The organism is Luteibacter yeojuensis (assembly GCF_011742875.1).
In the GTDB taxonomy this organism is placed as follows: Bacteria; Pseudomonadota; Gammaproteobacteria; order Xanthomonadales; family Rhodanobacteraceae; genus Luteibacter; species Luteibacter yeojuensis.
Genome location: NZ_JAAQTL010000001.1, coordinates 1,165,161 through 1,189,950, shown reverse-complemented (window position 1 = coordinate 1,189,950; position 24,790 = coordinate 1,165,161). Strand labels below are relative to the sequence as shown.

Sequence of the window (24,790 nt, the reverse complement as noted above, 5' to 3'; positions counted from 1 at the left end):
GCGTCACAGCCGTTCGGTCGTTTCCGCGAGCATCACCGCGATGGCATCCACTTCCGCCGAGACCGGCTTCACCGGCTCCGCGCTGCGTTGCGGTGCGCGATAGTTGTTGAGGACGATCGCGAAGGCCAGGCGTTGCCCGTCCTTCGTCGTCACATAACCCGCCAGCGCGTTGACGAAGCTCATGCTGCCCGTCTTGGCGACGACATTGCCTTGCGCGGCGGTATCGCGCATGCGGTTCGCCAGCGTGCCGTCGACGCCGGCGACGGGAAGCAGGCCGCGCCACAGTGCGGCGAGCGGCGAAGCGTCCATGGTTGCCAGCAGGTGGGTGAGCGAGGCCGCGGTGGTGAGGTCGTGGCGGGACAGGCCGGTACCTTCCACCATCGTGGTGGACGTGGGCCCGATGCCGCGCGCGGCCAGCCATGCCGCCAACGCCGCCGAGGCGCGATCTTCGGCCGAGCCGCCGCGCTGGTCGTTCGGGGCGGGAGCGCTCAGCAGGAACACGCTCTGCAGGTACAGGTTCTGCGAGCGCTTCAGGCCTTCGCGCAGGATCGTTGCGAGCGGCGGCGAAGGCCAGGAGGCGATCGTTTCGCCCTCCGGTGCCGTCACCGGCCACAGCACGCTCCGCGCTTCGCCATCCACACGGACGCCCTGGCTTTCGAGCGCCGCGCGCAGCCGGCGAGCGGCGGTGAGGGCGGGATCGGGAAGGGAAAGGCGGGAGGTTCGCGACGGCAAGCGCTCGCCGTCCGCGCCGAGCACGTGCACGGTGGCGGTGCCGGGAGCGCGGTAGACCTCGAAGGGCGTCGCCGGATCGAGTGCGATGGCGACGGCCGCATCCTCAGGCTGCACGGCGACGCCGCCGGCCGATACGGTGGCCGTCATCGTGTTCTCGTCGATGTCGAGACCACCGGCCTGTGCGCCGTAATACGCCTGCAGGTCGGAGGCCTCCCAGCCGTTGCCGATGGGCGGACCCGCGAACACGGTGTCGTCGCCGACGACGGCACCGTCGACACGCCGGATGCCGCGATCGCGCACGGTGGCGGCGAGCCGGTCGGCCCATGCGCTTCCCGCGAGCGTCGGGTCGCCGCCGCCGCGAAGGACCAGGTCGCCACGCAGCCGTCCCTTGCGCAGTTCGCCGCTCATCAGGACGTCGGTGTGCGTGCGGTAGTCGGCACCTAGCCGGTCCAGGGCGAAGGCCGCGGTATAGAGCTTGGCCGTCGATGCGGGAAGGAGCAGGCGGCCGGCATCATGCGCGTAGACGGTGCGGCCATCGTCCAGGGAAACCACGGAAACGCCCCACGAGGCCGCGGCGAACCGCGGCTCGGCGAGGTGGTCGTCGATGCGTTGGGCAAGCGTCCGGCCATTGGCGATGCTCGCCAGCAGCAATCCCGCGACGAGGCATATCAGGCGAGCCATGAAGGCTGGCCCTTGTCGAGGAAGGCGGAGAGGCCGTCCTGGCCTTCCGGCGACACGCGGAGGCGTGCGATCAGCGCGGCGTTCTCCGCGTCGACATGCGCCATGTCCGTCAGTGTCATGCCGCCCATGCCGAGGGCCAGCCGCTTCGCTTCGTCCTGGGCGACGGGCCCTCCCTTGGCCAGCAGCCCGAGCACGCGTTCGACCGCCGCGTCGAGTTCCCCGGCCGCGACCGCTTCATGGACCAGGCCCATGCCCAAGGCCGCATTCGTGTCGAACACCTCGCCGGTGAGGAACAGCCGGCGCGCATGGCGCAGGCCGATGGCCGCGACCACGTAAGGAGAAATCACTGCCGGAACGAGTCCCAACTTCACCTCGGACAAGGCAAATTTCGCCCCTTCGGCCGCGACGGCGATGTCGCAGCAGGCCACCAGTCCCACGCCGCCGCCGAAGGCAGCCCCGTTCACCCGGGCGACGGTGGGCTTCGCAAGAAATTGCAGACGGCGCATCAGGGTGGCGAGGCGCAGCGAATCCTCGCGGTTCTCGTCCTCGGAGGCCTTCGCCATGCCGCGCATCCAGCGCAGATCGGCGCCGGCCGAGAAGCTGGCGCCCGCGCCGGTCAGCACGACCGCTCGCACGCCGTCGTCGGCCTCGACTTCCGCGAGGGCGACCGTCAGGTCCGCGATCAGGCCGTCGTCGAACGCGTTGTGCACCTCCGGGCGGTTCATGACCAGGTGGGCGACGACACCCTTGCGGACCAATTCGACGGCTGACATGGCGGAACTCCTGGGGGGGAAGCCGCCGATCATAAGGGCTGGAGCATGGGATGCAGCCCTCCCGGTAAAGGCATATAATGCGAACAGTTCTTATTTGAGTAACCCCTGTGCGCCTCTCAGACGCGCCGAAAGGTGCCCAAGCCGTGGTCCAGTCCGTCACCGATGCCCATCCCGCCGACCCGATCGCGCAACGCCTGCGCGACCTGGGCTTCGTGGCTGGCGAGCCGGTGAGGCTGGTGGCCCGCGGCCCCCTCGGCGGCGATCCACTGCTGATCCAGATCGGCGCCACGCGCTTCGCCTTGCGCAAGACCGAGGCGGCCCGCGTGGAAGTATCCGTGGGCGGTGCGGCATGAGCGCCGTCCCGATGCGGATCGCCCTCGTCGGCAATCCCAATTGCGGCAAGACGGCGCTGTTCAACCAGCTCACCGGCGGCCGTCAGAAAGTGGCCAACTACGCCGGCGTGACGGTGGAGCGCAAGGAGGGGCGTTTCCTCGCGCCCTCCGGCCGCACGCTGCACGTCCTCGATCTTCCGGGAGCATACAGCTTCGACGCCACCAGTCCGGACGAGGCGATCACCCGCGATGTCTGCCGCGGGCGCTACCCGGGCGAAGCCGCACCCGACCTCATCGTCTGCGTCGCCGACGCCACCAACCTGCGCCTGCACCTGCGCTTCGTGCTCGAAGTGCGCCGCCTCGGCCGCCCGGTGGTGCTCGCGCTGAACATGATGGACGCGGCACGCCGACGCGGCATCGTCATCGACGTCGCCCGGTTGTCGCAGCGCCTTGGCGTGCCGGTGGTCGAAACGATCGCCGTGCGTCGCGGCGGCGCGAAGGCGCTGATCGAGCGCATCGACGCGAGCGTGCCGGACATCGTGCCGGCGCCGATCGACGAGGCCGGTGTCGAGGCGCTGCACGCCGAGGTGCGCGCGATTCTCGCGGACACCGTCACGTTGCCGCGCGACACGGTCGCCATCGACGACGCCATCGACCGCTGGGCACTGCATCCCGTCTTCGGCCTGGCGATCCTCGCCACGCTCATGTTCTTCATCTTCCAGGCCGTGTTCTCCTGGGCGCAGCCGGTGATGGACGGCATCGAGGCCGGCATCGCCGCGCTCGGTACGTTCGTCACGGGTTTCCTGCCCGAGGGCAGCGCGCTGCACAGCCTGCTCAACGACGGCGTGTTCGCCGGCCTCGGCGCGGTGCTGGTGTTCCTGCCGCAGATCCTGATCCTGTTCCTCTTCATCCTCGTGCTCGAGGAATCGGGCTACCTGCCGCGCGCGGCCTTCCTGCTCGACCGCATGATGTTCCGCGTGGGCCTTACCGGCCGTGCCTTCATTCCGCTGCTGTCGAGCTTCGCCTGCGCCATTCCCGGCATCATGGCCACCCGCAGCATCCAGGATCCGCGCGACCGCCTCACCACGATCCTCGTCGCCCCGCTGATGACCTGTTCGGCGCGCCTGCCGGTCTACACGCTGCTCATCGCCGCGTTCATCCCGAGCCGCAGTGTGTGGGGCGTGTTCAACCTGCAGGGCATCGTCCTCTTCACGCTCTACTTCGCGGGCATCTTCAGCGCGCTGGGTGTCGCCTTCGTGATGAAGCGGCTGCGCAAGGACAAGAGCGAGCACGCGCTCATCATGGAGCTGCCGTCATACCGGCTGCCGAACGTCCGCGACATCGCGCTCGGCCTGTGGGAGAGGGCGGTGATCTTCCTGAAGCGCGTGGGCGGCATCATCCTCGCGCTCACCGTGCTGCTTTGGTTCCTTTCCAGCTTCCCGGGGCCGCCGCCAGGTGCCACGGAACCCGCCATCGATTACAGCATCGCGGGGCGTCTCGGCCGCCTGCTCGAATACGTGTTCTCGCCGATCGGCTTCAACTGGCAGATCTGCGTGGCGCTCGTGCCCGGCCTCGCCGCGCGCGAAGTGGCGGTGGCCGCGCTGGGCACGGTCTACGCCATGTCCGGCAGCGACGATGCGCTTGCCTCGCAACTGGGGCCGGTGATCGCCCACCAGTGGACGCTGGCCACCGCGCTTTCGTTGCTGGCCTGGTACGTGTTCGCACCGCAGTGCATGTCCACGCTCGCCGTGATCCGCCGCGAAACCAATTCGTGGAAGAACGTCGCCATCGCGGCGGGTTACCTGTTCAGCCTCGCCTACCTTGCCTCGTTGGCGACGTACCAGATCGCGAGGGCACTCTCATGACGACGTTCGAACTTGTGCAGGGCGCGATCGTCGCTGTCGCCGTCGCGGCGAGCGCCTGCGTGGCTTTCCGCAAGCTGCTGCCGAAGACCTCGACGCGGTGGATGGCACGCGTGTCGGCCCGCCTGAACCGCGAGGGCCGCCCCGGCGTCGTGCGTTTCCTCGGTCGCCGCTTCCAGCCCGCGGCCGCGACGGGCAGCTGCGGCGACGGCTGCGGTTCGTGCAACAGCTGCGGCCCGGCGGCACCGCCGCCTACCGAAGCCCAGCCGCTGCATTTCAAACCGCGCAGCTGAGCGGGCCGGCCTATGGCGCCGGGTCGTCGTCGGCGCGGCGCGTGCGTCGTGCGCGCAGGGTCCACCAGCTCACCGCCAGGTTGACCGTGAACCACGCGCCGATCAGTGCCAGCGGCCACGCGATGACCGCCGGCCACAGGATCGCCAGCACGGTCAGTGCGAGCGACGTCGCCGCGCCGGCGAGCACCGGCCCGGTTTCCGTCTCTCCCAGCACGCGGTGCTGGGTGATGGCGGCGCCCACGGTGTTGGCGATGCGCAAGGCACCCGCCGCCGCACGGCTCGAACTCCCTCCGGTCCCACGGGGCCGGGGCGGGCGGGGCGAGCGGCTGCGCATGCGGTCCTTGCCCGACCGCGGATGCCGTCCGCGAAGCAGGATCTCGGTCGCGTTCTCCAGGTCTTTTTCATACTGCGCGGCGAGCTGGCCCGCGAAGCGGGCATCCTCGATGGCCACGTCGATCTCGCGGTTGCTGAGCCAGCTGGCGATGTTCAGGTTGGAGGAGCCCACGCGCGCCCAACGTCCGTCGGCCACGGCCGTCTTCGCATGCAGCATCGAGCCATTCCATTCGAAGACGCGGATACCCGCCTTCAGCAGGGGGCGGTAGCCGGAGCGCGACATGCTCGCCACCATGGGAATGTCGCTGGTGCCCGGCACCAGCAGGCGCACGTCCACGCCGTCGCGCGCCGCCGCGGACAGCGCCTGCACGTACGGCGCCACGCCGACGAAATAGGCGTCGGTGAGCCATAGCGTCTGCGTGGCCATCGCGGCGACCATCTGGTCGAGGCGGTACATGCCCGCCGTGCTGGGATGCGTGGCGATCACGCGCAAGGAGACATCGCCGGCCTCGCGTAGCTCGACCGGCGGCGATAGCCGTTCGTCCTCGGCCAGGGGGGCGCCACTTTCACGCCAACTGTCGGCGAACGCGTGCTCGATCTCCGCGACGGCGGGCCCGCGCAACGTCACGCCGGTATCGCGCCAGGGCGGAACGTCGCGCCCAGGGTCGCCGAGCCATTTCTCGCTGATGCAGACGCCGGACAGGAAACCCACCTCGCCATCCACCACCAGTACCTTGCGGTGGTCCCGGCTCACCCAGCCGAACGAGCTGCCGAGTGTCGGCGGGTTGTAGATGCGGACCTGCCCGCCGGCCTGGCGCAAGGGATTCCAGAACGAGGAACGGGACTGGCCCAGGCAGCCTGCCCAGTCCGCGATGACCGCGACGAACACGCCGGCCTTCGCCCGTTCCACGAGGGCATCGCGGAAGGCCTGCCCGATCGCGTCGTCGCGGACGATGTAATTCTCGAGGAACACGTGACGCCGGGCGGAGGCGATGGCCGCGAGCCATGCGTCGAAATGCGCCTGGGCGTCGATCAGCAGTTCCACGGCGTTTCCGCCGATCAGGGGCGCGCCGGCGCTGCGGCTCAGTGCCTGCTCGGCGAACAGGCGGTTGGAAAACCCGGTGGTGCGGTGGCGGACGTTCATATTCCCGAGTGTATCGGAGCCGTGGTGCGGGAGCCGCTATGCCGACGAGGAGCCGACGGAGCCGTGAAGCGGTGAGGCACCGTCCCCTCGCCTCAATAGCGGCTCGCAGATAGAGATGCGGTAAAATAGCCAGCTATGACCGAAGACCTCTCCAGCCGCCCGCGTCCCGCGGAAGCCGGCGCACGCCGCCCCAGCACGGGTGTCCTGATCGACCGCGTCCAGGTCGGCGGGGGTGCGCCCATCGTCGTCCAGTCGATGACGAACACCGATACCGAGGATCCGGCCTCCACCGCGAAGCAGGTGGCCGAGCTGGCGCGGGCAGGTTCCGAGATGGTGCGCATCACGGTGAATACGCCAGCCGCCGCCGCCGCGGTTCCACGCATCCGCGAGCGCCTGGACATGATGGGCGTGTCGGTGCCGCTCATCGGCGATTTCCACTACAACGGCCACCAGCTCCTCGAAGGCGAGCCCGCGTGTGCCGAGGCGCTGGCGAAATATCGCATCAACCCGGGTAACGTCGGCTTCGGCAAGAAGAAGGATGCCCAGTTCGCCTCGATCATCGAGATGGCGATCCGCTACGGAAAGCCCGTGCGCATCGGCGCCAACTGGGGATCGCTCGACCAGTCCATGGTCGCGACCCTGATGGACGAGAACGCCCATCGCGCCGATCCCTGGGACGCCAGCCACGTGGCACGCGAGGCGTTGATCCGTTCGGCGCTGGATTCCGCGGCGCGCGCGGAAGACCTCGGCCTGCCGCGCGACCGCATCATCCTGTCGTGCAAGGTCTCCGGCGTGCAGGAACTCATTGCCGTCTACCGCGACCTCGCGCGCCGCGGCGATTACGCGCTGCACCTCGGCCTTACCGAGGCGGGCATGGGCTCCAAGGGCATCGCGGCCTCCAGCGCCGCCCTGGCCGTGCTGCTGCAGGAAGGCATCGGCGACACCATCCGCATCTCGCTCACGCCGGAACCGGGCCAGTCGCGCACGACCGAAGTCATCGTCGCACAGGAACTGCTCCAGACCATGGGCCTGCGCGCCTTCACGCCGCTGGTCACGGCCTGCCCGGGCTGCGGCCGTACCACCAGCGAGTTCTTCCAGGAGCTGGCGAAGACGGTGCAGGGCCATGTGCGGGAGAAGATGCCGCTGTGGCGCGTGAAATACGACGGAGTGGAGAACCTCACCCTGGCCGTGATGGGCTGCGTGGTGAACGGGCCGGGCGAGTCGCGGCACGCCAACATCGGCATCTCGCTGCCGGGTAATGGCGAAGCGCCTTCGGCACCCGTGTTCATCGACGGCGAGAAGGCGATGACGCTGCGCGGCGAGAACATCGCGGAGGAGTTCGTCGCGATCCTCGACAACTACGTGGAAACCCGTTACGCCGCCCGCGGCGACTGAAGCTTGCGCCCTTGCCGCGCCATGCGCCGTGGCGCAGGTCGCCCCGGTCACCCCGGTCGCGGCCGATCCCCTGGATACGCGCGGAAAGCCGGTGGGGCAGAAGCCGATGCGGCCGCCACCGGCCTCCACCACCCGTTAGCCACAACACCTGCGGTTCGCACGGTTTTGCGGCGGTGCGCTACCATCGGACGGATGCAGTCCCGTTCGAGGGGTGAGTGAGGATGAAACGAGCGATCGTCGTGGCGGCTGTCGTGACCGGGCTCGCCGGATGTCAGGGCATGGCGGCGAAGATCGCCAGGCTCGACGTGGGCACGTCGCGCAGCGAAGTCATCGAGCGTCTCGGTCGCCCCGATTCCGATCGCAGCATCATCGGCTATGAGGTGCTGAGTTGGCTCGACCGGCGGCCGGGCCGCTTTTCGTTCTCGCACAAGGATTACACCGTCGTGTTGAAAGACGACAGGGTGGTGCAGTTCGGGCCCGGCCTGATCCGCCGGGACGGCAAGACGTCGCTGCAGATCGAAACCGACGATCCCTAGGGGATCGGGCGTTATGGATCAGGCCCAGCCGCGTAAGTGATAGACCCAAAGGGCTAGGCGTTCCCGAAGGCACCGTGCGGTGAGGGTCAGGGCGTCGCGCCGGGGTAGCCAGCGGGGTGCCAGGAGCAACACGGCATGCGCGTCGGACGCGGGCACCGGCGATACGTTCACTCCTTCCTTCCGGAACGATGCCGCGGCGCGGCGCATGTGGATCGCCGAGGTCACCAGCAGGATGTCGGATGCTCCGCTCGCAGCGAGGAGGGTCGCCGAGTTGCGCGCGTTCTCGTGCGTGTTCCGGCTGCTTCCGTCCACGCGCAGATCCTGCATGGGCACCCCCGCCGCCGCGTAGCCTTCGGCCAAGGTGCGCGCCTGGTCCCTGCCCGACACCAGCAACAGGGGTGCGTAGCCGTCGCGCCATAAGGCGAGGCCCTTGCCGGCACGCGTGGTCGGTTGCGACCAGTCGATCCGGGGAAGGGTTTCGCCGCCGAGGACGACGATGGCATCGGCACGGGCGGGATGATCCGGGGCGGGTGCCGCCAGGGTGTCGCGCAACGCCAGCGCTACCGCCGGCGTGGATGCGACCCAGAGCCAGGCCAGCGCGACGGCGCCGGACCATGCCGCGGCCATGGGGCGCCGGCGGACGACCAGGACGAGGGAGACGATGCCGAGCAGCAAGGCCTGCACCGCCGGATGGGTGAGGCGCGCCGCCATGTCCATGACCTCGATCAAAGCCTTCTACCCGCAAGCGACGCCCGTCGGAAGCATCGCGCAAAGCCGGTCGGAACACCGTCGGTCGAATGGCATAGGCGGGCTGTCGAATGGACGCGGGAGCGTCATTGAAATGACGATACCGCTCGACGAAGACACGGGGGCAGGTACTCATCATGAAGGTCTGGAATCGCGTCGCCACACTTGCCGCAGCCCTGCTTTTGGGCGCCTGCGCCACCGGCGGAAGCACGTCTCCGCCACCCCAGGCCTCTGCCGAGAACCAGGCCGTCGACGCATACCTCATCGGTGTCGACGACCAGCTCCAGGTGACGGTATGGCACAACCCCGACCTCAGTGTCAGCGTGCCCGTCCGGCCCGATGGTAAGGTCACGGTACCGCTGGTCGGCGACATCGCCGCAGGCGGGCGCACCACCGAACAGGTGGGCGCGGAGATCCAGCAGAAGCTGGCGCAGTACATCCGCGATCCACAGGTGGCGGTGATCCTCACCGCGTTGCGCAGCCACGAATACCTTTCGCGGGTGCGCGTCACCGGTGCCGTGCGCAGTCCCATTTCCATTCCTTTCCGGCAGGGCATGACGGTGCTCGACGCGGTACTCGCGGCGGGCGGTACGACGGAATTCGCCGCACCGGATCGCACCGAGCTGTATCGCCGCGGACAAGCCGGCGAAACCCAGTCCTATGCGGTGCGTCTGCAGAAAATCCTCCAACAGGGCGATCTGGCGAGCAACTACCCGGTGCAACCGGGCGACGTGATCACCGTTCCGCAACGTGCATTCTGAGCGACTCCGCCGCAAGCGGATACGAGGGGTAATTCAATGAGCGGCGATATGGTTCCTCTCTCGGGCATGTTGCCCGCGCTGGTCGGCGAAGCGCGCAGACGGCGTATCGCGATGGGCGTGATGTTCGCGGCGATCGCGCTCGCGGCCCTGGCCGTGGGCTCGGTCTGGCCGAAGAAGTACGAAGCGTCCACGACGATCCTCGCCCAGGAAGCGAGCATCATCACGCCGTTGATGGAAGGCGCGGCGTCGGCCACGGCCAACAAGAACCGCGCCGGCATCGCCCGCGACGTGGTCTTCAGCCGCAAGGTGCTCGACGAGATCCTGAAGACCGGCGGCTGGCTGGCAACCCGTCCCTCGCCGCTGGAACGCGACAAGATCGTCGAGGGCATCAAGGCGCGGACGAAGATCGCCAACAACCGCGACAACCTCATCACCATCAGCTATTTCGACTCCGATCCAAAGCGGGCCTTCGAGGTCACCCGCGCCTTCGGCCAGCTGTTCATCAGCGAGAGCCTCGCTTCGAAGCAGCGCGAAAGCCGCGAGGCCTATGAGTTCATCAACAGCCAGGTGGAAGCGTATCGCACGAAGCTCACCGACGCGGAAGACAAGCTGAAGGCTTATCGCGACGCCAACGCGGACGCGCGCCCGGGCAGCGAGACCGACACCAATGCGCGGATCAGCCAGTTGCGTACGCAGATCGAAAACAACCGCATGGATTACATGCAGAAGCAGTCGCAGGCCGGGGTGCTGCAGTCGCAGCTCAACGGCGAATCCGAGGTCAACGCGGTGCAGACGGTGGGCGGCATTTACCAGGCCCAGCTTGCCGATCTGCAGGGCCAGTTGGACAAGCTGCGGCTGAACTACACCGACGAGTACCCGGACGTGATCCGTCTTCGCCACCAGATCGAGGACCTGCGCAAACAGGCCCAGGCCGCCGACGCGCAACGCGCACTCGGCGGGGCCTTGCCGCTGGACCATGCGGTGACCATGAACCCGGTGTACCAGCAGATGCGGCTGCAGCTGGCCGCCGTGCGCAGCGACGCCGCGGCGAGCGCGGCGCGGGTCGCGGCCAGTGAATCGATGCTCCAGGCGGAACTGGAGCGGAGCAAGCGCATCGCCAATTCGGAGAACGTCACGGCGGAACTCACCCGCGACTACACGGTGAACCGCGACGTCTACCAGGACCTCCTGAAGCGTCGCGAGAACGCCCGCGTGTCGATGAACCTCGACGCCGAGCAGCGGGGGCTCACCTTCCTGGTGCAGAATCCGGCCGTGATGCCACTGGTTCCATCGGGCCTGCGCTTCATGCACTTCAGCCTGGCGGGTCTCGCCCTTTCCCTCGCCATTCCGTTCGGACTCCTCTTCGCGGTGGCGCGCTTCGATCCACGTATCCGTTCCGTGGCACAGCTGGAACAGGCCATCGGCTTCCCGGTGCTGGCGACCATCCCTTTCTATCCCACCCCGCGCGATCGCCGCCGCGCCCAGTTCCACAACATGACGCTCGCCCTGATCGTCGCGGGTGTCGGCGCCGTATACCTCCTGGTGTTCTGGCTGAGGATGAAGGGTTGACGATGAACAAGATGGCCGCTGACAACATCGAACTCGGCGACGTCGTCGCCACCCGCCACGGCGAGGCGCACGCGACGCCCGGCCACTCCATCGCGCGGATGCGCGAGGAGGGCGGGGCGCTGGCCCCTATCGATTGCGAGCGCAAACGCCTGATCCACCGCGAGGATTCGGTTCGACAACAGTCGGACGCGTTCCGCGGCATCCGCACGCGCCTGCTCGAGATGGCCGGGGAGAACAACTTCGTCACGCTGGTGGCGGCGGTGAGTCCCCGCTCGGGCGGCAGCTTCGTGGCCCGCAACCTCGCCGCCGCGTTCGCCTTCGACGAATCGAAGACGAGCCTGCTGATCGATTGCAACCTCCGTTACCCGAACCAGCACAAGGCGTTCGGCGTGGAGCCGCGCACGGGCGGCCTGATCGACTTCCTCGAACACCCGTCGCGGGGTATCGCGTCGATCATGTATCCCACGGGCGTGCCACGCCTGCGTCTGATCCCGTCGGGAAGGGCGCACGAGAACGGCGGGGAATACTTCTCGTCGTTCCGCATGCGCGCGGTGCTCGACTCGCTGCGTTGCCGCTACTCCGACCGCTATCTGTTCCTCGACGGCCCGCCCGTGAAGGGGTCGCCGGATGCGCGGATCCTTTCCGACCTGGCCGATTACGTCGTGCTGGTGGCCGGCTACGGGCGCGATACGCCCGCGTCGATCAACCAGGCCGTCGCAAACTTCGACCCGGCGAAGCTGGCCGGCGTGGTGTTCAACCAGTCGCCTTAAGCGCACCCCAGGGACGAGGGGAGCAGGGGAGGGATCATGCTTGACATAAGGAAAGGCCGCCACGTGGGTAAAGCGCTTCCTACAGCGCTGCTGGCGCTGTGCGCGGTGGCGCCTTCGGCCACCCTGGCCGGTACGCTCAATTACACGCTTTATGGCGGGCTCGAGCACAGCAACAACATCGCCCTGTCGTCGGACAACCCGGTCAGCGAGAACGTGCTCATACCGGGGTCGAGCTTCCAATATTCCCAGCTGGGTTCGACCTTCCAGGCCAACCTGGCCGGTACCGTCGAATACCGGAAATACCTCCAGAACCGTTTCGACTCGCAATTGCAGACGCAGCTGGCAGGCCAGGGCAACTGGACGATCGCGCCCGACCGGCTGGATTTTTCGGTCGAGGACTATGCCGGCGTGCAACCCGTGGACCAGCTGTCCAGCGACTCGCCCGACAACCAGCAACAGACCAACGTGCTGGTCGTGGGCCCCACCTTGCGCATGCGCTTCGGCCGGGCGGCGCGCGGCCAGTTCGAACTTCGCTACATCAACAGCTATGCCTCGAAGGTCGACGACTTCGACTCGTCGCGAGGGTTGGCGGCGTTCCGCGTATACCGCGACCTCAGTCCCACCGACACGCTTTCCGCCAACGTCGAATTCCAGCGCGTGCACTTCGACAACCAGCCGAGCGACGCGGATTACGATCGCAAGGAAGCCTTCCTCCGTTACACGAGCAGGCTGGCGCATTTCGATGCCGACGTCCTCGTGGGCGGAAGCCGACTGGAATTCGATGGCGGCCGCACGACCTCGGCGCCCCTGGTGCGGATGCGCCTGGGCTGGGATCCGTCGCCGCGTAACGCTTTCGTCGTCACCGGCGCCTATCAGTATGCCGACGCCGCGCAGGACATCATCACCGCACCCGGCGCGTTCGGCATCGGCACCGTCGCCGATCGCGTCGAGCCGATCGATCCTTTCGCCAACACGGGGGGACTGGGCAACGGGACCGGCACGAGCATCGGTACCGGCAGCGCCGTGATCGGATCGGACGTCTACAAGGAACGCCGTTTCGATGCGTCGTGGAACTGGCGTGGCGACCGCCTGAACGTGACCGTGTCCCCGTCCTTCAGCAAGCTGCGCTACCTCAACGACCGTACCTTCGACCAGAACGACCGCGCGATCAGCATCGGCATCGGTTACCGCCTGCGCCCCACGGTCACCCTCAATGGCTTCCTCATGGGAGACAAGCTCGATTACCAGGCCATCGATCGCAGGGACACCACGGTGCGCATGGGCCTGAACCTCACCAAGCAGTGGAACCAGCACTGGAGCGGGCAGGTTTCGGTGGCCCGCGAGCGGCGCAGCAGCACCGCGGCGGGCCAGGACTATCGCGCGAACGCCATCTACGTCGGCGTGGTGTACCGGCGATGAGCATGCGTCCCGAGGCCGAGCTGCCCTTCTTCTTCGGGCCGGACGACGGCCTCTTCGGCATGTACCACGCGCCGGACCTGCCGCCGCGCCGCGCGGTACTCATGTGCGCGCCGCTCGGCCAGGATCTCATCCGCTGCCATCGCCTCTATCGCCAGCTGGCCCAGACGCTGGCGCGGGAGGGACTGGCGGTATTGCGTTTCGACTACCACGGCACCGGCGACTCGTCGGGCGGCAGCGCAGAGGTGGACTGGGAGCGGTGCGTGGCGGACACCTTGGTCGCGGCCGCCGAACTGCGCAAGCGTGCGCGAGTCGACCGCGTGATCGGCTTCGGCGCGCGGCTGGGCGGAAGCATCGCCATGTGCGCCGCGGATCGCGCGCGCCTGGGCGAAGTGATCGCCTGGGACCCGGTGCTGGACGGCGACGGCTATGTGGCCGCCCTCGATGCCATGCAGGCCGCCTTGCGCGAAGACGCGGAGCGCTTCACACGGCCGCGCAGCCATGCCGATGTCGCCGAGCAATGGCTCGGCTTCGACATCGGCGACCGCCTGCGCGGACAGTTGTCCGCGTTGACCCTCGGCGCGCCGAACGTGCCCATGCTGGTACTGGACTCCTTGCCCGAATGGGAAGCCTCGCGCTGGGACCGGCTCGCTTCGCCGCGTGGAAAGGTCGCCGGTATATCCCCGCCCACGCCGTGGAATGACCTGCGCCGCCTGGAGACGGCGATCCTCTCGCAACCGTTGATCCAGGCCGTCAGCGGCCGCCTGAAGGAGAGCGCGTGATGCGCGAGGAAGCCCATCGCTTCGGTCGCGGCCGGCATCTGGTCGGCATCGCCGGCGTGCCGGAAGGCGCGGTGGGCGAAACGGGCGTGATCGTGCTCAACGCGGGGCTGGTCCATCGCATCGGTCCGTTCCGTCTGCATGTGGAGTTGACCCGGCAGCTCAATGCGGCGGGATACCCCACGCTCCGCTTCGACCTTTCCACGCTCGGCGACAGCAGCGCGACCGGCGGCGGGCAGACCCGCACGCAACAGGTGTGCGCCGACCTCGACGATGCCATGACCCTCCTGAAGGAACGCGCGGGTTGCGAGCGCTTCGTGTTGGTGGGCCTCTGCTCCGGCGCGCAGAACGCGCATATCGTCGCGGCCACCGATCCGCGCGTGTCCGGTGCGGTGTTCCTCGACGGATACGCCTACCGCACCCTCGGCTACAAGCTGCGCCATTACCTTCCACGCCTGGTCGATCCCGGCCGGTGGTCGCGGCTCCTGCGCCGCCGCGGGGCTGAGGCGGCCGCCGCGAAACCCGCCTCGGAGCCCGTCTTCGCCGTGGCACCGGCACCGCGCGAGGAAGTGATCGCCGACTTCACCGGCATGGTCGCGCGAGGCATGAAGCTCTACCTCGTCTATTCCGGCGGCATCAGCAACTACTTCAATCACGCGCGGCAGTTCCGCGAGTGCTTCGGCAGGGTGATGGACCACCCGGCGGTGACCACGCGATATGTCGCCGAAACCGACCATACGTACATCCTCACCGGCGACCGTGCCCGGCTCCTCGACGGAATCGGCGGCTGGCTGACACGCAATTTCCCACCGGCCGTCGCCGGGAGGCACGCATGAACTCGGTTCTCGTCACGGGCGGTGCCGGCTATATCGGCAGCCATACGGTGCAGCAGCTGGTGGAACGGGGCGATCGCGTGGTGGTGATCGACAACCTCTCCACGGGCTTCCGCGAAGCGGTGCGGGGCGCGTCGTTCGTGGAGGGCAACGTCGGCGACATCGAACTGGTGTCGCGGGTACTCGAGGCCCACCGCGTGGACGCGGTGCTGCATTTCGCCGCCCATACCGTCGTGCCGGAGTCGGTGAGCGATCCGCTGAAGTACTACGGGAACAACACCGGCAACACGCGCAACCTGCTTGCCTGCTGTGCGCGGGCAGGCATCGACAAGTTCATCTTCTCTTCGACGGCGGCGGTCTACGGCAGCACCGAGGCCGGCGTGGCGGACGAGGACACGCCGACGCGGCCGATCAATCCGTATGGAACGTCGAAGCTGATGTCCGAGACGATGCTGCGCGACTGGTGCGCCACCGGCGCCATGCGCCACGTCATCCTCCGGTACTTCAACGTGGCCGGGTGCGATCCGCTCGGCCGCATCGGCCATTCCACGCCGCAGGCCACGCTGCTGATCAAGGTGGCCTGCGAGCACGCGGTGGGCAAGCGGCCTTCCATCTCGATCTACGGCACCGATTACGATACCCCGGACGGCACGGGCGTGCGCGACTTCATCCACGTGGAAGACCTCGCGGCGGCGCACCTGCGCGCGCTCGACCATCTGCGTGCCGGCGGCGATTGCCTCACGCTCAACTGCGGCTACGGCCACGGATACAGCGTACGCGAAGTGGTCGAGGCGGTGGCGCGGGCCGCGGGGCATCGCCTGAACGTGGTGGAGCTGCCACGGCGGCCGGGAGACATTCCTAAACTGATCGCCCGCAGCGACCGGCTGCGCGAGGCGCTCGGCTGGGAACCTTGCTACGACGACCTGGACCTCATCGTGCGCACCGCCTTGTCCTGGGAACACCGCCTGGCGGGAAACAGCTTTCGCGCCGCGTCGGTGGCATGAACGCACGCGCGTACCCGAACGCCCGTCGGCGCAGGCTCCTGCGCGAGGCGGAATCGCCTTCGCCTTCCGGCTCCCCGATGCTTCTTCGCCATATCCTGATCGTGCTCGGCTGCGTGCTCGCCGTCGCCTTCGCATCGTTTCCGAACAGGGCGGCGGCGAACAACGCCCCCGCAGCCGGCGCCACAGCGGCAAGAAGCCAACGAAGCGACGAAGCGGTGCGGCAGGTTCTCCTCGCCGCCATGGCGGCTCCTGCAGGAGTACGCGGGAAGGGCGCGCGGCGAATCGAAGTGCACCGCGTGGCGGGGGGGAAGGGCGACGATCTTCCCGTGACGGTCGGCATTCCTTTCCCACCCGGACTTCTGCGCGACGCGGGCGAGGTGCGGATACTCGACAACCACGGGAACGAGGTACCCGCGGCGGTGAAGCCCATGCTCGCCTGGCATTTCCGTGACGGCGGCATACGCGCGGTGCGCGCGCAGTTCCACGGACCGCCCGGCATCTATTCTTTCTCGTTCGACGCCCCGCGAACCCGGGACGCGACGGGCTGGGCGTACGGCGAAGGCCTCGTCCACGGCAAGCCCGCCGCGCTGGCGACACTCGACCCCGGCTGGCTCACGGCGTCGCTCGTCGCCGGCCCGCAATCGGTGGCGTCGCGCGACGAGCCGTACGCCCGTTATGTCGATGCGCAGTTCCGCTGGGCGGAGGCGATGCCCACGAACGACACGACGGCCTGGCTCTTCGATCGGCCGACCACGCTGTTCAAGGCCTATGTGCGCACCGGTCGCGCCGACTACCTGGAAGCGGCCGAGGCCAGCTATCGCTGGTACATGGCGGGCATCAAGCGCGACGGCCTGCCGGTGAGCCCTTCCTGCGGCGGCGGCTGGCTGCCGGACGGCAAGCCTTGCGACGTGAAATACGTCTACATCGAACCGATCCTGCTCGCCGTGGCGCTGACCGGCGACGACTCCATGCACGACGCGCCCACCCTCGCGAAGATGGCCGACTTGTGGGAGAGCGGCGGATGGAACGGGCCGCCGGGTCCTTATCGGCATCCGAAGGACTACTTCACCGAACGCCTCGCGGGCCTCGGCCTCGTCGAGACCGTCGCGGCCTATGAGCTGACCGGCGAAGCGCGTTACCGCGAGCGCATCGATGCGCGGGTGGGCTGGCTGTACGACCACCAGCGCAGGAATCCCGACGGCCTGGGCGACGACGGTTCGTGGCGCAACAGCTGGAACGTGCACGAGAACGACCCCGACGGCGCCGACGACGTACGCGGCGCATCGCCGTGGATGAGCGAGAACATCGTCGACGGACTGTGGCACGCGTGGCTCGTCACCGCCGATCCCCGCATTCCCGGGATGATCGTGGACTTCGGCCGCTACCTCGAGCGTCATGGCTGGATCGACGCCGGCGTGTTGGCGTCGGCGCACGACTGGCGCAACGACTGTTCCGGACCGGGAGGCCTCATCGCCTGGTACTGGTCCTCGTCGACGGCGAAGACGAGCGCGTTGGTGAAGATCCAGGAAAGCGAAGGTTGGTACAGCGACGGCCACAACGTCGAACTCGGCCTGCCCGTCGCCGCGGCATGGTACTTCGAGAAGGACGCGGCGCAGGCCGCGGCGCTGAAGAAGCGGTTCGGCGCGCTGAAGGCGTCCTACAGCCCGGCCTGCGCCGCCATCTCCGACACGGTGCGCCGCTTCAACTGGAACAACCGCGGCGCCGGAGTGGCCCAATGGATGATGGCGCAACCGGCCGGCGCCGGCCTCGCGTCCATCCCCGTCGTTCCCACAAGGGCAGGGAGTGCGGCGCCATGAACCGCCGCCTCGCCGTCCTCCGCAGCGTCGGCATCGTCACGGTGTCCACGTACGTCGAATACGCGCTCGGGCTGCTGATGAGCGTGTGGATCGCGCGCTCCCTCGGTCCATCCGAGTTCGGCCGCTACGCGTTCACGGTCTGGCTCTGCGGCTGGCTCATCGTCTGCTCCAACCATGCGTTGACCACCTCCTCGACGAAGTTCATCGCCGAAGCCGACGGCATGGGCGATCCGGCCCTCGCCGCGCATCTCGCCGCGCGCTTCTCGCGTATCCAGACGGTCAGCTCGCTGGTCGTCATCGGTTTGTTCATCCTCGTGGGCTGGCTGTTCCGCCCGTCGGAGTGGGAAGGCTCGCTGCTGCCGATCATGGGCCTCGTCGTGGTGGCGGTCGTCGCGAAGGCCAACTACGCCATGCTCGTGGCGATAGGCAAGGGCCAGGAACGCTTCGAGCCGGAAGCGGTCGCGACGGTGGTCGGCGGCATCGTCGGCATGCTCCTCGTTCTCGCGGCGATGTTCCTGCATGCCGACCTCGTGTCCTTCGTCGCCCTGTTCGCTGTCGCTTGCCTCCTGCTGAACCTCGTCAACCGCGTCGCTTATCGGCGCTGCTGCCGCCCGTACGCCAGCGGCCCCATCCCGCCCTCGGTGACCGCGCGCGTGAATCGCCACCTGCGCCTCACGGCCGCACTCGTGCTGATGGGATCGTTCCGTATCGGCACCATCGAAGTGTTCCTGCTCACCACGTTCACGGGTTCCGTGGCCGTGGGTTATTTCGCCATCGCAGGCACGCTCACCCGCGGCGCGGTACAGCTTTTTTCCGTGGGCCTCACGTCCACCTTGCTTCCGTACATGGCGAAGACGTACGGCGAGAGCGGCACGGCCCGCGCCGCGCGCTTCCTCTCCGAGGCCACGCGGTTCTACTGGGCCGTGGGTATCGCCATCGCCGGATTGGGCCTCGTCACCACGCCCGAGATCGTGCGGCTGATGTACGGGACCCGTTACGTGGATGCGATTCCCGCCATCGAGGCCACGCTCGTCCTCGGCGGACTGCTGCTCATCGGCAACGGCATCGCCGCGTTCCAGACCGTGGTGGACCGCCAGGACGACCGTATCCGCATAGCGGTCGTCGCGTTGATCGCCAACGCGGTGCTCGGCATCGCGCTGGTGCCGCCCTTCGGGCTCGCCGGCGCGGTGCTGACGTATGCCGGGACGCGCATGGTCGAGATGGCGCTCGCCATCCATTACCTGCGCAAGGCCACCAGCGGCGGGCTGCCGGTGGCGGCGATGTCGCGTCTGTTCGCCGTGGGCCTCGTGGCCACCCTTGCCGCGTGGGCCGCCACGGCGGCCACGCCATCGCGCCTGGGCTTCCTCGTGGGCGCGGCGGTGTTCACCGTCCTCTATGTGCCGGGAAGCATGCTCGCGCGCTACTGGACCGGCGACGACTTCCAGTTGATGACCGGCATCGGCCGGCGCCTGGGTCCGCCCGGCCGTGTCCTCGTCCGTGTCCTCGAGTTCGTCCATCCGCCGGTGGCGAAGGCCAGCCCATGAACTACGTCTGCTCCACCCTGCATACCCTCGACGAGCTGCGCGCCTTGCGCGACGAACTCGCAAGCGTGGCCGAACGGCCGGGTGCCGCGAGCGGCATCGTGCAGCATCCCGACTGGATCGAATATGAAGTGGTCAGTCGCCACGACGGCACCGTGCCCCACGTGATCGTGGTGCGGAACGGGGCGGGGCAGGTGGCGGGTTACCTGGCGATGCTCGCCATCGAGCATACGGCGCGCCTCGACCTGGCGGGGCGCCGGGTGCGCCTCTATCGTGGTGCCGCCCTGCGCCTGCTCGGCAGCGGCGTCGTGGCGGGCGACGACGAGCGCGACACCGTCGAGCTCGTCGTGACGCGACAACTGGCCGGCGACACGGGGGTTTGCGTCGTCCGCATCCAGGAAGCCGACCTGCCGAACCGCTTCGCCAGGGCGCTTTCCGGTCATGGTGGCTTCCGCACCGTGGCGGCGAACCTGCTGGACCAGGTGCACTGGTCGATCGAGCCGCAGGCGTCGTCGGACGACTGGCTGGCCGGCATGGGAAAGAAACAGCGTACCGACCAGGTCCAGCGCGTCGGCCGCGCCTATCGCAAGCTGGGCGGCGACGCCGCGTTGTACGTGTTCGATACCGGCGAGTCCATGGCCGAGTACTGCCGCCTCATGAACGAGGTGTATGCGCGCACGTGGCACCACGACGACCTGCCGATCGATTGGGAAGCGCCTGAACGTCTCGCCTTGTTCCGGCGCCTCGCCGGGGCGGGCCATCTCGTCGGTCATGTGGTGGTACGGGACGGCCGTCCGCTCGCCTACGTGCATGGGTACCGCATCGGGGGAACGTACCTCGTCGACGACCTCGGCTACGACGAGGAAGTGGCGAAGATAGGGTTAGGCTCGGTGGCCGTGTTCCAGGCCGTGCGCGCCCTGATCGACCGCTTCCCGGGCGAACGCATCAGCTTCGGTTATGGCGACAACCAGTACAAGCGGTTGCTCTCGACCCGCGGCGATCCCTGCGGCTCCCTCTACGTGGTGCGGCCCACGCGCGCGACGGCGGGCTTCGGTGTCTATGCACCGGTACGCTGGCTCTACCGGGGGCTGCATCGCGTGCGCGCGGATTTGCGTGCGCGGAAGCAGGGCTGAGCGCGCCACGGATGCGGGGGCAGCCTTGCGGAGATCGGCTTCAAGCGGCATGCCGGTAGCGGGTTAAACTCCCTTCTTTGCTTCCGGGGTTCCCCGATGCTGCACGTTTCCGGTCTGGTCAAGACGGTGCCTGGTGGCAGGACCCTCTTCAGGGGCATCGACCTTGCGCTGGCCCCGGGCGAGTTCGTCGCCATCACCGGCGAGTCGGGCGCGGGGAAATCGACCCTGCTGAACCTTGTCGCGGGGCTCGATTCGCCCGATGCCGGGAGCGTGCATATCGCCGGTACGGACATCGCCAGCCTCGACGACGACGGCCGAACGCGGCTGCGGCGGGATCGCATCGGCTTCGTGTTCCAGGCCTTTCATGTGCTGCCGCACCTCGACCTCGCTCATAACGTGGCCCTGCCCCTGGCCCTGCAAGGGCGCGAGGCCGACGAATCGCTTGCCGCGGCCAAGGCCATGCTCGAATCGGTCGGCCTCGGTGGCCGGGACGACGCCTATCCGCGGGAACTCTCCGGTGGCGAGCTGCAGCGTGTGGCCGTCGCCCGCGCCCTCGTGCATCGTCCGGACCTGATTCTCGCCGACGAGCCCACGGGGAACCTCGATCCCGATACGGCGGCCCGCACGCTCGCCCTGTTCGTGGAGCAGGTCAGGCACGCGGGAGCCGCGGTCCTGCTGGTCACCCATTCGACGGTGGCGGCAGCCGTGGCCGATCGCTCGCTCGTGCTGTCGCCCGCGGGGCTGGTGGAACGTGCCTGAGCGCAGGTTTTTCCCGCTGGCGCGCCGCTGGCTGCTCTTCAGCGAGTGGCGGGCTCATCCGGGGCGCGTGCTGGCGGCGTTGCTGGCGATCGCGCTCGGCGTCGCGCTCGGATTCGCCGTGCACCTTATCAACGCCTCCGCGCTGGGGGAGTTCGACAAGGCCGTGCGTTCGGTCAGCGGCGCGGCGGACCTCACGGTGAGGTCGACCAACGCGTTCGGCTTCGACGAGATGCTTTACCCGCGCGTGGCGCGTCTTCCCGGGCTTTCCGTGTCGCCCGTCGTGACGATGGCCGCGCTCGTGGACGGGAAGACGCCGGTCGTGCTGGAGGGTGTCGACGTGTTCCGCGCGGGAGGCCTGGAGGAGGGGGGCGGCGGCAGCGGATCGCGGGGTTTCGACGCTTTCCTCGCCGGCAGGTCGGTATACCTTTCCTCGGCACAGCTTGCCGCGGCGGGGCGCAAGGTGGGCGACTCGGTCCGCCTCGAGGCCAACGGGCACGCATACCAGGTCGCCATCGCGGGCGCCTTGCCGTCGGCCGTCGGTACCCGGATGGCCGTCATGGACATCGCCGCCGCGCAGTGGCGCTTCGGCAGCCTGGGTCGCCTCCAGCGCCTGGACATCCACCTTGCGCCCGGCATGGATGCCGCGCAGGCGAGGAAGGCCATCGCCGCGACGTTGCCGCCGGATGCGATCGTCGTCGACGCGGCAAGCGACGCGGCGCAGAACGACAGCCTCTCCGCGGCCTACCGCGTGAACCTCGACATGCTCGCGCTGGTCGCGCTGCTGACGGGCGGCTTCCTCGTGTATTCCGCGCAGTCGCTCTCGGTGGCGCGGCGTAGCGCGCAGTTCGCCTTGCTGCGCGTGCTGGGCATGGAACGCGGCACGGTGCGCGCGCAGGTGCTGGCGGAAGCGCTGCTGCTCGGCGTCGTCGGCGCGGGTGCGGGCATCGGCCTCGGACTGGCGCTGGCTTCGCTCGCCCTGAGGCTCCTCGGCGGGGACCTCGGTGGCGGATATTTCCATGGGGGAACGCCGCAGCTCGTTTTCGCTCCGTGGGCGGCGGGCATCTTCGCTGCGCTCGGCGTATCGGCGGCCGTCCTGGGCAGTATGGTTCCGGCGCTGGCGGCCGCGCGCACGCCGCCGGGAATCGCCATCAAGAATCCCGGCGACAGCGCCGACCCGCGCGTGCCTATCCGTCCATGGCGAGCGATCGTGCTGCTGGTGTGCGCCGTGCTGGCTTCCTTCCTGCCTGCCGTGCGGGGTATCGCGCTGTTCGGTTACGTGGCCGTGGCGCTCCTGCTGGCCAGTGGCGTCGCGCTCATGCCGTGGCTGGCGCGCGCGCTCGTCTCCCCGCTGCGCGACCTGCCGCTCAGGGCGGTGCCGTTTCGTCTGGCGACGGCGCGCCTTTGGGGGGCGCCATCGCAAGCTTCGGTGGCGCTGGCCGGCATCCTGGCGGCTACCGCCTTGACCGTCGCGATGGCAGTGATGGTGACCAGCTTCCGCGGTTCGGTGGATCGCTGGCTTGAGGACGCCTTGGGAGCCGATGCCTATCTGCAGGTCGACGACGTGGCCGCCGGCGGCTTCGACGCGGCGGCATTGGCGCGTATGCGCCATGTGCCGGGCGTCGCGCAGTTCGCTGTCCTCAAGGAAACACCGCTTCGCTTCGATGAGCGACGTCCCGCGGTCATGCTGATCGCGCGGACGTTGAGCGGTCCCGGCGCCCAGCGCTCGCTCATCGGCAAGGAAGCCCCGGCGCGCACGGGCACGACACCCGTCTGGGTTTCCGAACCGGCATCGCGCGTCTATGGCTGGAAGCCCGGCGACATGCTCGTGCTGCCGCTGCCCGGTTCTCCAAGGACCACCGTGGCGGGCATATGGCGCGACTACGCCCGTCAGCACGGAGCGATCGTGGTGGACGAACGGACTTATACGCGATGGACGGGAGACGCCTCGCGCACGGCGGTTTCGATACGCATCGCACAGGACGTGAGCCTCGAATCCACGATCGCCGCCTTGCGCATGGCCGCAGGGCCCGACGGCCCGGCTTTCACGGTAAGCCGCCCGCAGGACATCCGCCGGCGGGCGCTCGATGCATTCGACCGGAGCTTCCTCATTACCTACCTGCTCGAAGGCATCGCCGTTTGCGTGGGACTTGCCGGCGTTGCCGCGACCATCGGCGCACAGGTACTGGCACGCATCAGGGAGTTCGGCATGCTCCGCCACGTGGGAGCGACGCGCGGCGAACTCGTGCGGATGCTGCTGATCGAAGGAGCGCTGCTCGGTGGCGTGGGTGGCGTGGCGGGTGTGGCATTGGGTCTTGCCATGAGCCAGGTGCTCATCCACGTGGTGAACCCGCAATCGTTCCACTGGACGATGGACACCCTCCTGCCATGGCCGTTCCTCTGCGGTGTCGTCGCCGGCCTGGTCGTGGCGACCGCGGGCGTGGCGGTGGCGGTGGGCCGCAACGTGTTGTCGACCGATGCGGTGCGCGCCGTTCGGGAGGACTGGTGATGCGGAGACGGTGGCTGTTCGTGACGTTGCTGGCGATGGCCGGATCGGGCCTGGCCGGCGACCGCGTGGCGTATCCGCGCGTGCCGGCGGAGGCACCGGTGGTCCTGCCACGCGATTACGGTGCACACCCCGGTTACAGGCTCGAATGGTGGTACGTCACCGGCTGGCTGGACACGCGGACGGGGCCGGTGGGATTCCAGGTGACCTTTTTCCGTACGCGCCTGCCGTTCGACGACGGCAATCCCAGTCGCTTCGCCGCGCGGCAGCTGATTCTCGCCCATGTCGCCTTGGCGGACCCTGCCGTGGGGCACCTCGAGCATGGCCAGCGCCTGGCCCGCGAAGGCTTCGGACTCGCGAGCGCCGCGACGACAGACACCGATGTGTCGATCGACGACTGGAAGCTCGTGCGGGTAGCCGACGGCTCGTTCGACACGCGCGTCGTCACCGGGGACTTCACGCTCGACCTGAAGCTCGCGCCCACCCAGGCGCCGTTGTTGCAAGGCGATCGTGGCTACAGCCGCAAAGGTCCGGACGCCGACGAGGCCAGTGCCTATTTCAGCGTGCCGCACCTGTCCGTGACCGGGCGGCTCACCCGCGGTTCGCAGACGGAGGAGGTCCGCGGCACCGCCTGGCTCGATCGCGAATGGTCGTCGAACCTCCTGAATCCGCGGTCGGTCGGATGGGACTGGGCAGGACTCAACATGGACGACGGCAGTGCCCTCACCGTGTTTCGCGTGCGCGACGCGTCGGGTCGGCAGATGTGGGCGGGCGGTAGCCTCCGCGACGCCGGCGGCGCGCTGCTCGTCTTCGGGCCGGACGACGTGAGGTTCGAGACACGCCGGGCCTGGCGGTCGCCGCGAACGGGGGCGAGCTATCCCGTCGAGACGACCCTGTCCGTCGCGACGCCTTCGGGGACGAAGCGCTACAGGGTGCGTCCGCTCATGGACGACCAGGAACTGGATACCCGGCCAACCGGCGGCCCCGTGTACTGGGAAGGTGCCGTGAGGGTGGACGGAGGGAAGGGGTATCTCGAACTCGTGGGATATGGAGGGAAGCTGCGGCCATGAGGGCGTT

At 68.5% G+C, this 24,790-nt stretch carries 22 protein-coding genes; 18 read left to right on the top strand and 4 right to left on the bottom strand.

The features are described from left to right. Nucleotides 1-3 precede the first annotated feature (3 nt). A complete protein-coding gene (gene dacB / locus HBF32_RS05235; protein ID WP_166698654.1) occupies nt 4-1,413 on the bottom strand; it encodes a D-alanyl-D-alanine carboxypeptidase/D-alanyl-D-alanine endopeptidase in 1,410 nt (469 codons plus the stop codon). After that, a complete protein-coding gene (locus HBF32_RS05230) occupies nt 1,401-2,186 on the bottom strand; it encodes an enoyl-CoA hydratase-related protein (RefSeq protein ID WP_166698653.1) in 786 nt (261 codons plus the stop codon). The genes dacB and HBF32_RS05230 overlap by 13 nt, the downstream gene beginning before the upstream one ends. Before the next feature lie 107 nt (nt 2,187-2,293). Between HBF32_RS05230 and HBF32_RS05225 the strand changes: the two genes are divergently transcribed. Genes HBF32_RS05225 through HBF32_RS05215 form a run of 3 tightly spaced genes read left to right on the top strand, consistent with a single transcriptional unit; the run spans nt 2,294 to nt 4,673 of the window. Next, entirely contained in the window at nt 2,294-2,539 is a 246-nt protein-coding gene (locus HBF32_RS05225; RefSeq protein WP_166698652.1) for a FeoA domain-containing protein, read from the top strand. Then, entirely contained in the window at nt 2,536-4,383 is a 1,848-nt protein-coding gene (gene feoB / locus HBF32_RS05220) for a ferrous iron transport protein B (RefSeq protein ID WP_166698651.1), read from the top strand. Before HBF32_RS05225 ends, feoB begins: the two co-directional genes overlap by 4 nt. Next, complete coding sequence (locus HBF32_RS05215) at nt 4,380-4,673, top strand: DUF6587 family protein (RefSeq protein ID WP_166698650.1); 294 nt, start codon at nt 4,380-4,382, stop codon at nt 4,671-4,673. The genes feoB and HBF32_RS05215 overlap by 4 nt, the downstream gene beginning before the upstream one ends. A gap of 10 nt (nt 4,674-4,683) precedes the next feature. Here HBF32_RS05215 and HBF32_RS05210 read toward each other — a convergent pair whose 3' ends face one another. Next, the gene (locus HBF32_RS05210) at nt 4,684-6,150 is read right to left on the bottom strand and encodes a phospholipase D-like domain-containing protein (RefSeq protein WP_166698649.1); all 1,467 of its coding nucleotides are present in this window, start codon (nt 6,148-6,150) and stop codon (nt 4,684-4,686) included. 135 nt (nt 6,151-6,285) lie between these two features. On the opposite strand from HBF32_RS05210, the gene ispG reads away from it, so the two are divergent. Together ispG and HBF32_RS05200 are read left to right on the top strand one after the other, a co-directional pair. Continuing rightward, nucleotides 6,286-7,545 carry a flavodoxin-dependent (E)-4-hydroxy-3-methylbut-2-enyl-diphosphate synthase gene (gene ispG / locus HBF32_RS05205; RefSeq protein ID WP_166698648.1) on the top strand — a complete coding sequence of 420 codons (1,260 nt, stop codon included), beginning with the start codon at nt 6,286-6,288 and terminating at the stop codon, nt 7,543-7,545. Nucleotides 7,546-7,766: 221 nt separating this feature from the next. Then, nucleotides 7,767-8,081 (top strand): outer membrane protein assembly factor BamE, encoded by a 315-nt coding sequence (locus HBF32_RS05200; RefSeq protein WP_166698646.1) that lies wholly within the window; start codon nt 7,767-7,769, stop codon nt 8,079-8,081. Between the two features lie 18 nt (nt 8,082-8,099). Here HBF32_RS05200 and HBF32_RS05195 read toward each other — a convergent pair whose 3' ends face one another. Beyond that, on the bottom strand, nt 8,100-8,810 hold the full coding sequence (locus tag HBF32_RS05195) for a YdcF family protein (RefSeq protein ID WP_166698645.1): 711 nt from the start codon (nt 8,808-8,810) through the stop codon (nt 8,100-8,102). 155 nt (nt 8,811-8,965) lie between these two features. Between HBF32_RS05195 and HBF32_RS05190 the strand changes: the two genes are divergently transcribed. The 13 genes from HBF32_RS05190 (at nt 8,966) to HBF32_RS05130 (ending at nt 24,783) form a co-directional block, all read left to right on the top strand. Beyond that, nucleotides 8,966-9,589 (top strand): XrtA/PEP-CTERM system exopolysaccharide export protein, encoded by a 624-nt coding sequence (locus HBF32_RS05190; protein WP_166698643.1) that lies wholly within the window; start codon nt 8,966-8,968, stop codon nt 9,587-9,589. Between the two features lie 36 nt (nt 9,590-9,625). Then, the gene (locus HBF32_RS05185) at nt 9,626-11,158 is read left to right on the top strand and encodes an XrtA system polysaccharide chain length determinant (protein ID WP_166698641.1); all 1,533 of its coding nucleotides are present in this window, start codon (nt 9,626-9,628) and stop codon (nt 11,156-11,158) included. Between the two features lie 2 nt (nt 11,159-11,160). Then, the gene (locus HBF32_RS05180; protein WP_240147793.1) at nt 11,161-11,928 is read left to right on the top strand and encodes a CpsD/CapB family tyrosine-protein kinase; all 768 of its coding nucleotides are present in this window, start codon (nt 11,161-11,163) and stop codon (nt 11,926-11,928) included. 63 nt (nt 11,929-11,991) lie between these two features. Continuing rightward, nucleotides 11,992-13,347 carry an outer membrane beta-barrel protein gene (locus HBF32_RS19600; RefSeq protein ID WP_166698639.1) on the top strand — a complete coding sequence of 452 codons (1,356 nt, stop codon included), beginning with the start codon at nt 11,992-11,994 and terminating at the stop codon, nt 13,345-13,347. Further along, the gene (locus tag HBF32_RS05170; protein ID WP_166698638.1) at nt 13,344-14,126 is read left to right on the top strand and encodes a serine aminopeptidase domain-containing protein; all 783 of its coding nucleotides are present in this window, start codon (nt 13,344-13,346) and stop codon (nt 14,124-14,126) included. Before HBF32_RS19600 ends, HBF32_RS05170 begins: the two co-directional genes overlap by 4 nt. Further along, nucleotides 14,126-14,959 carry an alpha/beta fold hydrolase gene (locus HBF32_RS05165; RefSeq protein ID WP_166698636.1) on the top strand — a complete coding sequence of 278 codons (834 nt, stop codon included), beginning with the start codon at nt 14,126-14,128 and terminating at the stop codon, nt 14,957-14,959. Before HBF32_RS05170 ends, HBF32_RS05165 begins: the two co-directional genes overlap by 1 nt. Then, a complete protein-coding gene (gene galE / locus HBF32_RS05160) occupies nt 14,956-15,960 on the top strand; it encodes a UDP-glucose 4-epimerase GalE (RefSeq protein WP_166698634.1) in 1,005 nt (334 codons plus the stop codon). The genes HBF32_RS05165 and galE overlap by 4 nt, the downstream gene beginning before the upstream one ends. 77 nt (nt 15,961-16,037) lie before the next feature. Beyond that, the gene (locus HBF32_RS05155; RefSeq protein WP_166698633.1) at nt 16,038-17,777 is read left to right on the top strand and encodes a hypothetical protein; all 1,740 of its coding nucleotides are present in this window, start codon (nt 16,038-16,040) and stop codon (nt 17,775-17,777) included. Then, the gene (locus tag HBF32_RS05150; RefSeq protein WP_166698631.1) at nt 17,774-19,321 is read left to right on the top strand and encodes an oligosaccharide flippase family protein; all 1,548 of its coding nucleotides are present in this window, start codon (nt 17,774-17,776) and stop codon (nt 19,319-19,321) included. The genes HBF32_RS05155 and HBF32_RS05150 overlap by 4 nt, the downstream gene beginning before the upstream one ends. After that, on the top strand, nt 19,318-20,451 hold the full coding sequence (locus HBF32_RS05145) for a GNAT family N-acetyltransferase (protein ID WP_166698629.1): 1,134 nt from the start codon (nt 19,318-19,320) through the stop codon (nt 20,449-20,451). The genes HBF32_RS05150 and HBF32_RS05145 overlap by 4 nt, the downstream gene beginning before the upstream one ends. Before the next feature lie 96 nt (nt 20,452-20,547). Further along, nucleotides 20,548-21,210: an ABC transporter ATP-binding protein gene (locus tag HBF32_RS05140; protein WP_166698627.1), complete on the top strand. Its 663-nt coding sequence runs from the start codon at nt 20,548-20,550 to the stop codon at nt 21,208-21,210. Beyond that, nucleotides 21,203-23,716, top strand: coding sequence for an FtsX-like permease family protein (locus HBF32_RS05135; RefSeq protein WP_166698625.1), 2,514 nt, complete (start codon nt 21,203-21,205; stop codon nt 23,714-23,716). The genes HBF32_RS05140 and HBF32_RS05135 overlap by 8 nt, the downstream gene beginning before the upstream one ends. After that, nucleotides 23,716-24,783: a lipocalin-like domain-containing protein gene (locus HBF32_RS05130; RefSeq protein WP_166698624.1), complete on the top strand. Its 1,068-nt coding sequence runs from the start codon at nt 23,716-23,718 to the stop codon at nt 24,781-24,783. Before HBF32_RS05135 ends, HBF32_RS05130 begins: the two co-directional genes overlap by 1 nt. The last annotated feature ends 7 nt before the right edge of the window (nt 24,784-24,790 follow it).

Coding starts and splice junctions, on each gene's coding strand:
- dacB (WP_166698654.1), bottom strand. CDS start 1,413: ATGGCTCGCCTGATATGCCTCGTCGCGGGATTGCTGCTGGCGAGCATC.
- HBF32_RS05230 (WP_166698653.1), bottom strand. CDS start 2,186: ATGTCAGCCGTCGAATTGGTCCGCAAGGGTGTCGTCGCCCACCTGGTC.
- feoB (WP_166698651.1), top strand. CDS start 2,536: ATGAGCGCCGTCCCGATGCGGATCGCCCTCGTCGGCAATCCCAATTGC.
- HBF32_RS05215 (WP_166698650.1), top strand. CDS start 4,380: ATGACGACGTTCGAACTTGTGCAGGGCGCGATCGTCGCTGTCGCCGTC.
- HBF32_RS05210 (WP_166698649.1), bottom strand. CDS start 6,150: ATGAACGTCCGCCACCGCACCACCGGGTTTTCCAACCGCCTGTTCGCC.
- ispG (WP_166698648.1), top strand. CDS start 6,286: ATGACCGAAGACCTCTCCAGCCGCCCGCGTCCCGCGGAAGCCGGCGCA.
- HBF32_RS05200 (WP_166698646.1), top strand. CDS start 7,767: ATGAAACGAGCGATCGTCGTGGCGGCTGTCGTGACCGGGCTCGCCGGA.
- HBF32_RS05190 (WP_166698643.1), top strand. CDS start 8,966: ATGAAGGTCTGGAATCGCGTCGCCACACTTGCCGCAGCCCTGCTTTTG.
- HBF32_RS05185 (WP_166698641.1), top strand. CDS start 9,626: ATGAGCGGCGATATGGTTCCTCTCTCGGGCATGTTGCCCGCGCTGGTC.
- HBF32_RS05180 (WP_240147793.1), top strand. CDS start 11,161: ATGAACAAGATGGCCGCTGACAACATCGAACTCGGCGACGTCGTCGCC.
- HBF32_RS05170 (WP_166698638.1), top strand. CDS start 13,344: ATGAGCATGCGTCCCGAGGCCGAGCTGCCCTTCTTCTTCGGGCCGGAC.
- HBF32_RS05165 (WP_166698636.1), top strand. CDS start 14,126: ATGCGCGAGGAAGCCCATCGCTTCGGTCGCGGCCGGCATCTGGTCGGC.
- galE (WP_166698634.1), top strand. CDS start 14,956: ATGAACTCGGTTCTCGTCACGGGCGGTGCCGGCTATATCGGCAGCCAT.
- HBF32_RS05155 (WP_166698633.1), top strand. CDS start 16,038: ATGCTTCTTCGCCATATCCTGATCGTGCTCGGCTGCGTGCTCGCCGTC.
- HBF32_RS05150 (WP_166698631.1), top strand. CDS start 17,774: ATGAACCGCCGCCTCGCCGTCCTCCGCAGCGTCGGCATCGTCACGGTG.
- HBF32_RS05145 (WP_166698629.1), top strand. CDS start 19,318: ATGAACTACGTCTGCTCCACCCTGCATACCCTCGACGAGCTGCGCGCC.
- HBF32_RS05140 (WP_166698627.1), top strand. CDS start 20,548: ATGCTGCACGTTTCCGGTCTGGTCAAGACGGTGCCTGGTGGCAGGACC.
- HBF32_RS05130 (WP_166698624.1), top strand. CDS start 23,716: ATGCGGAGACGGTGGCTGTTCGTGACGTTGCTGGCGATGGCCGGATCG.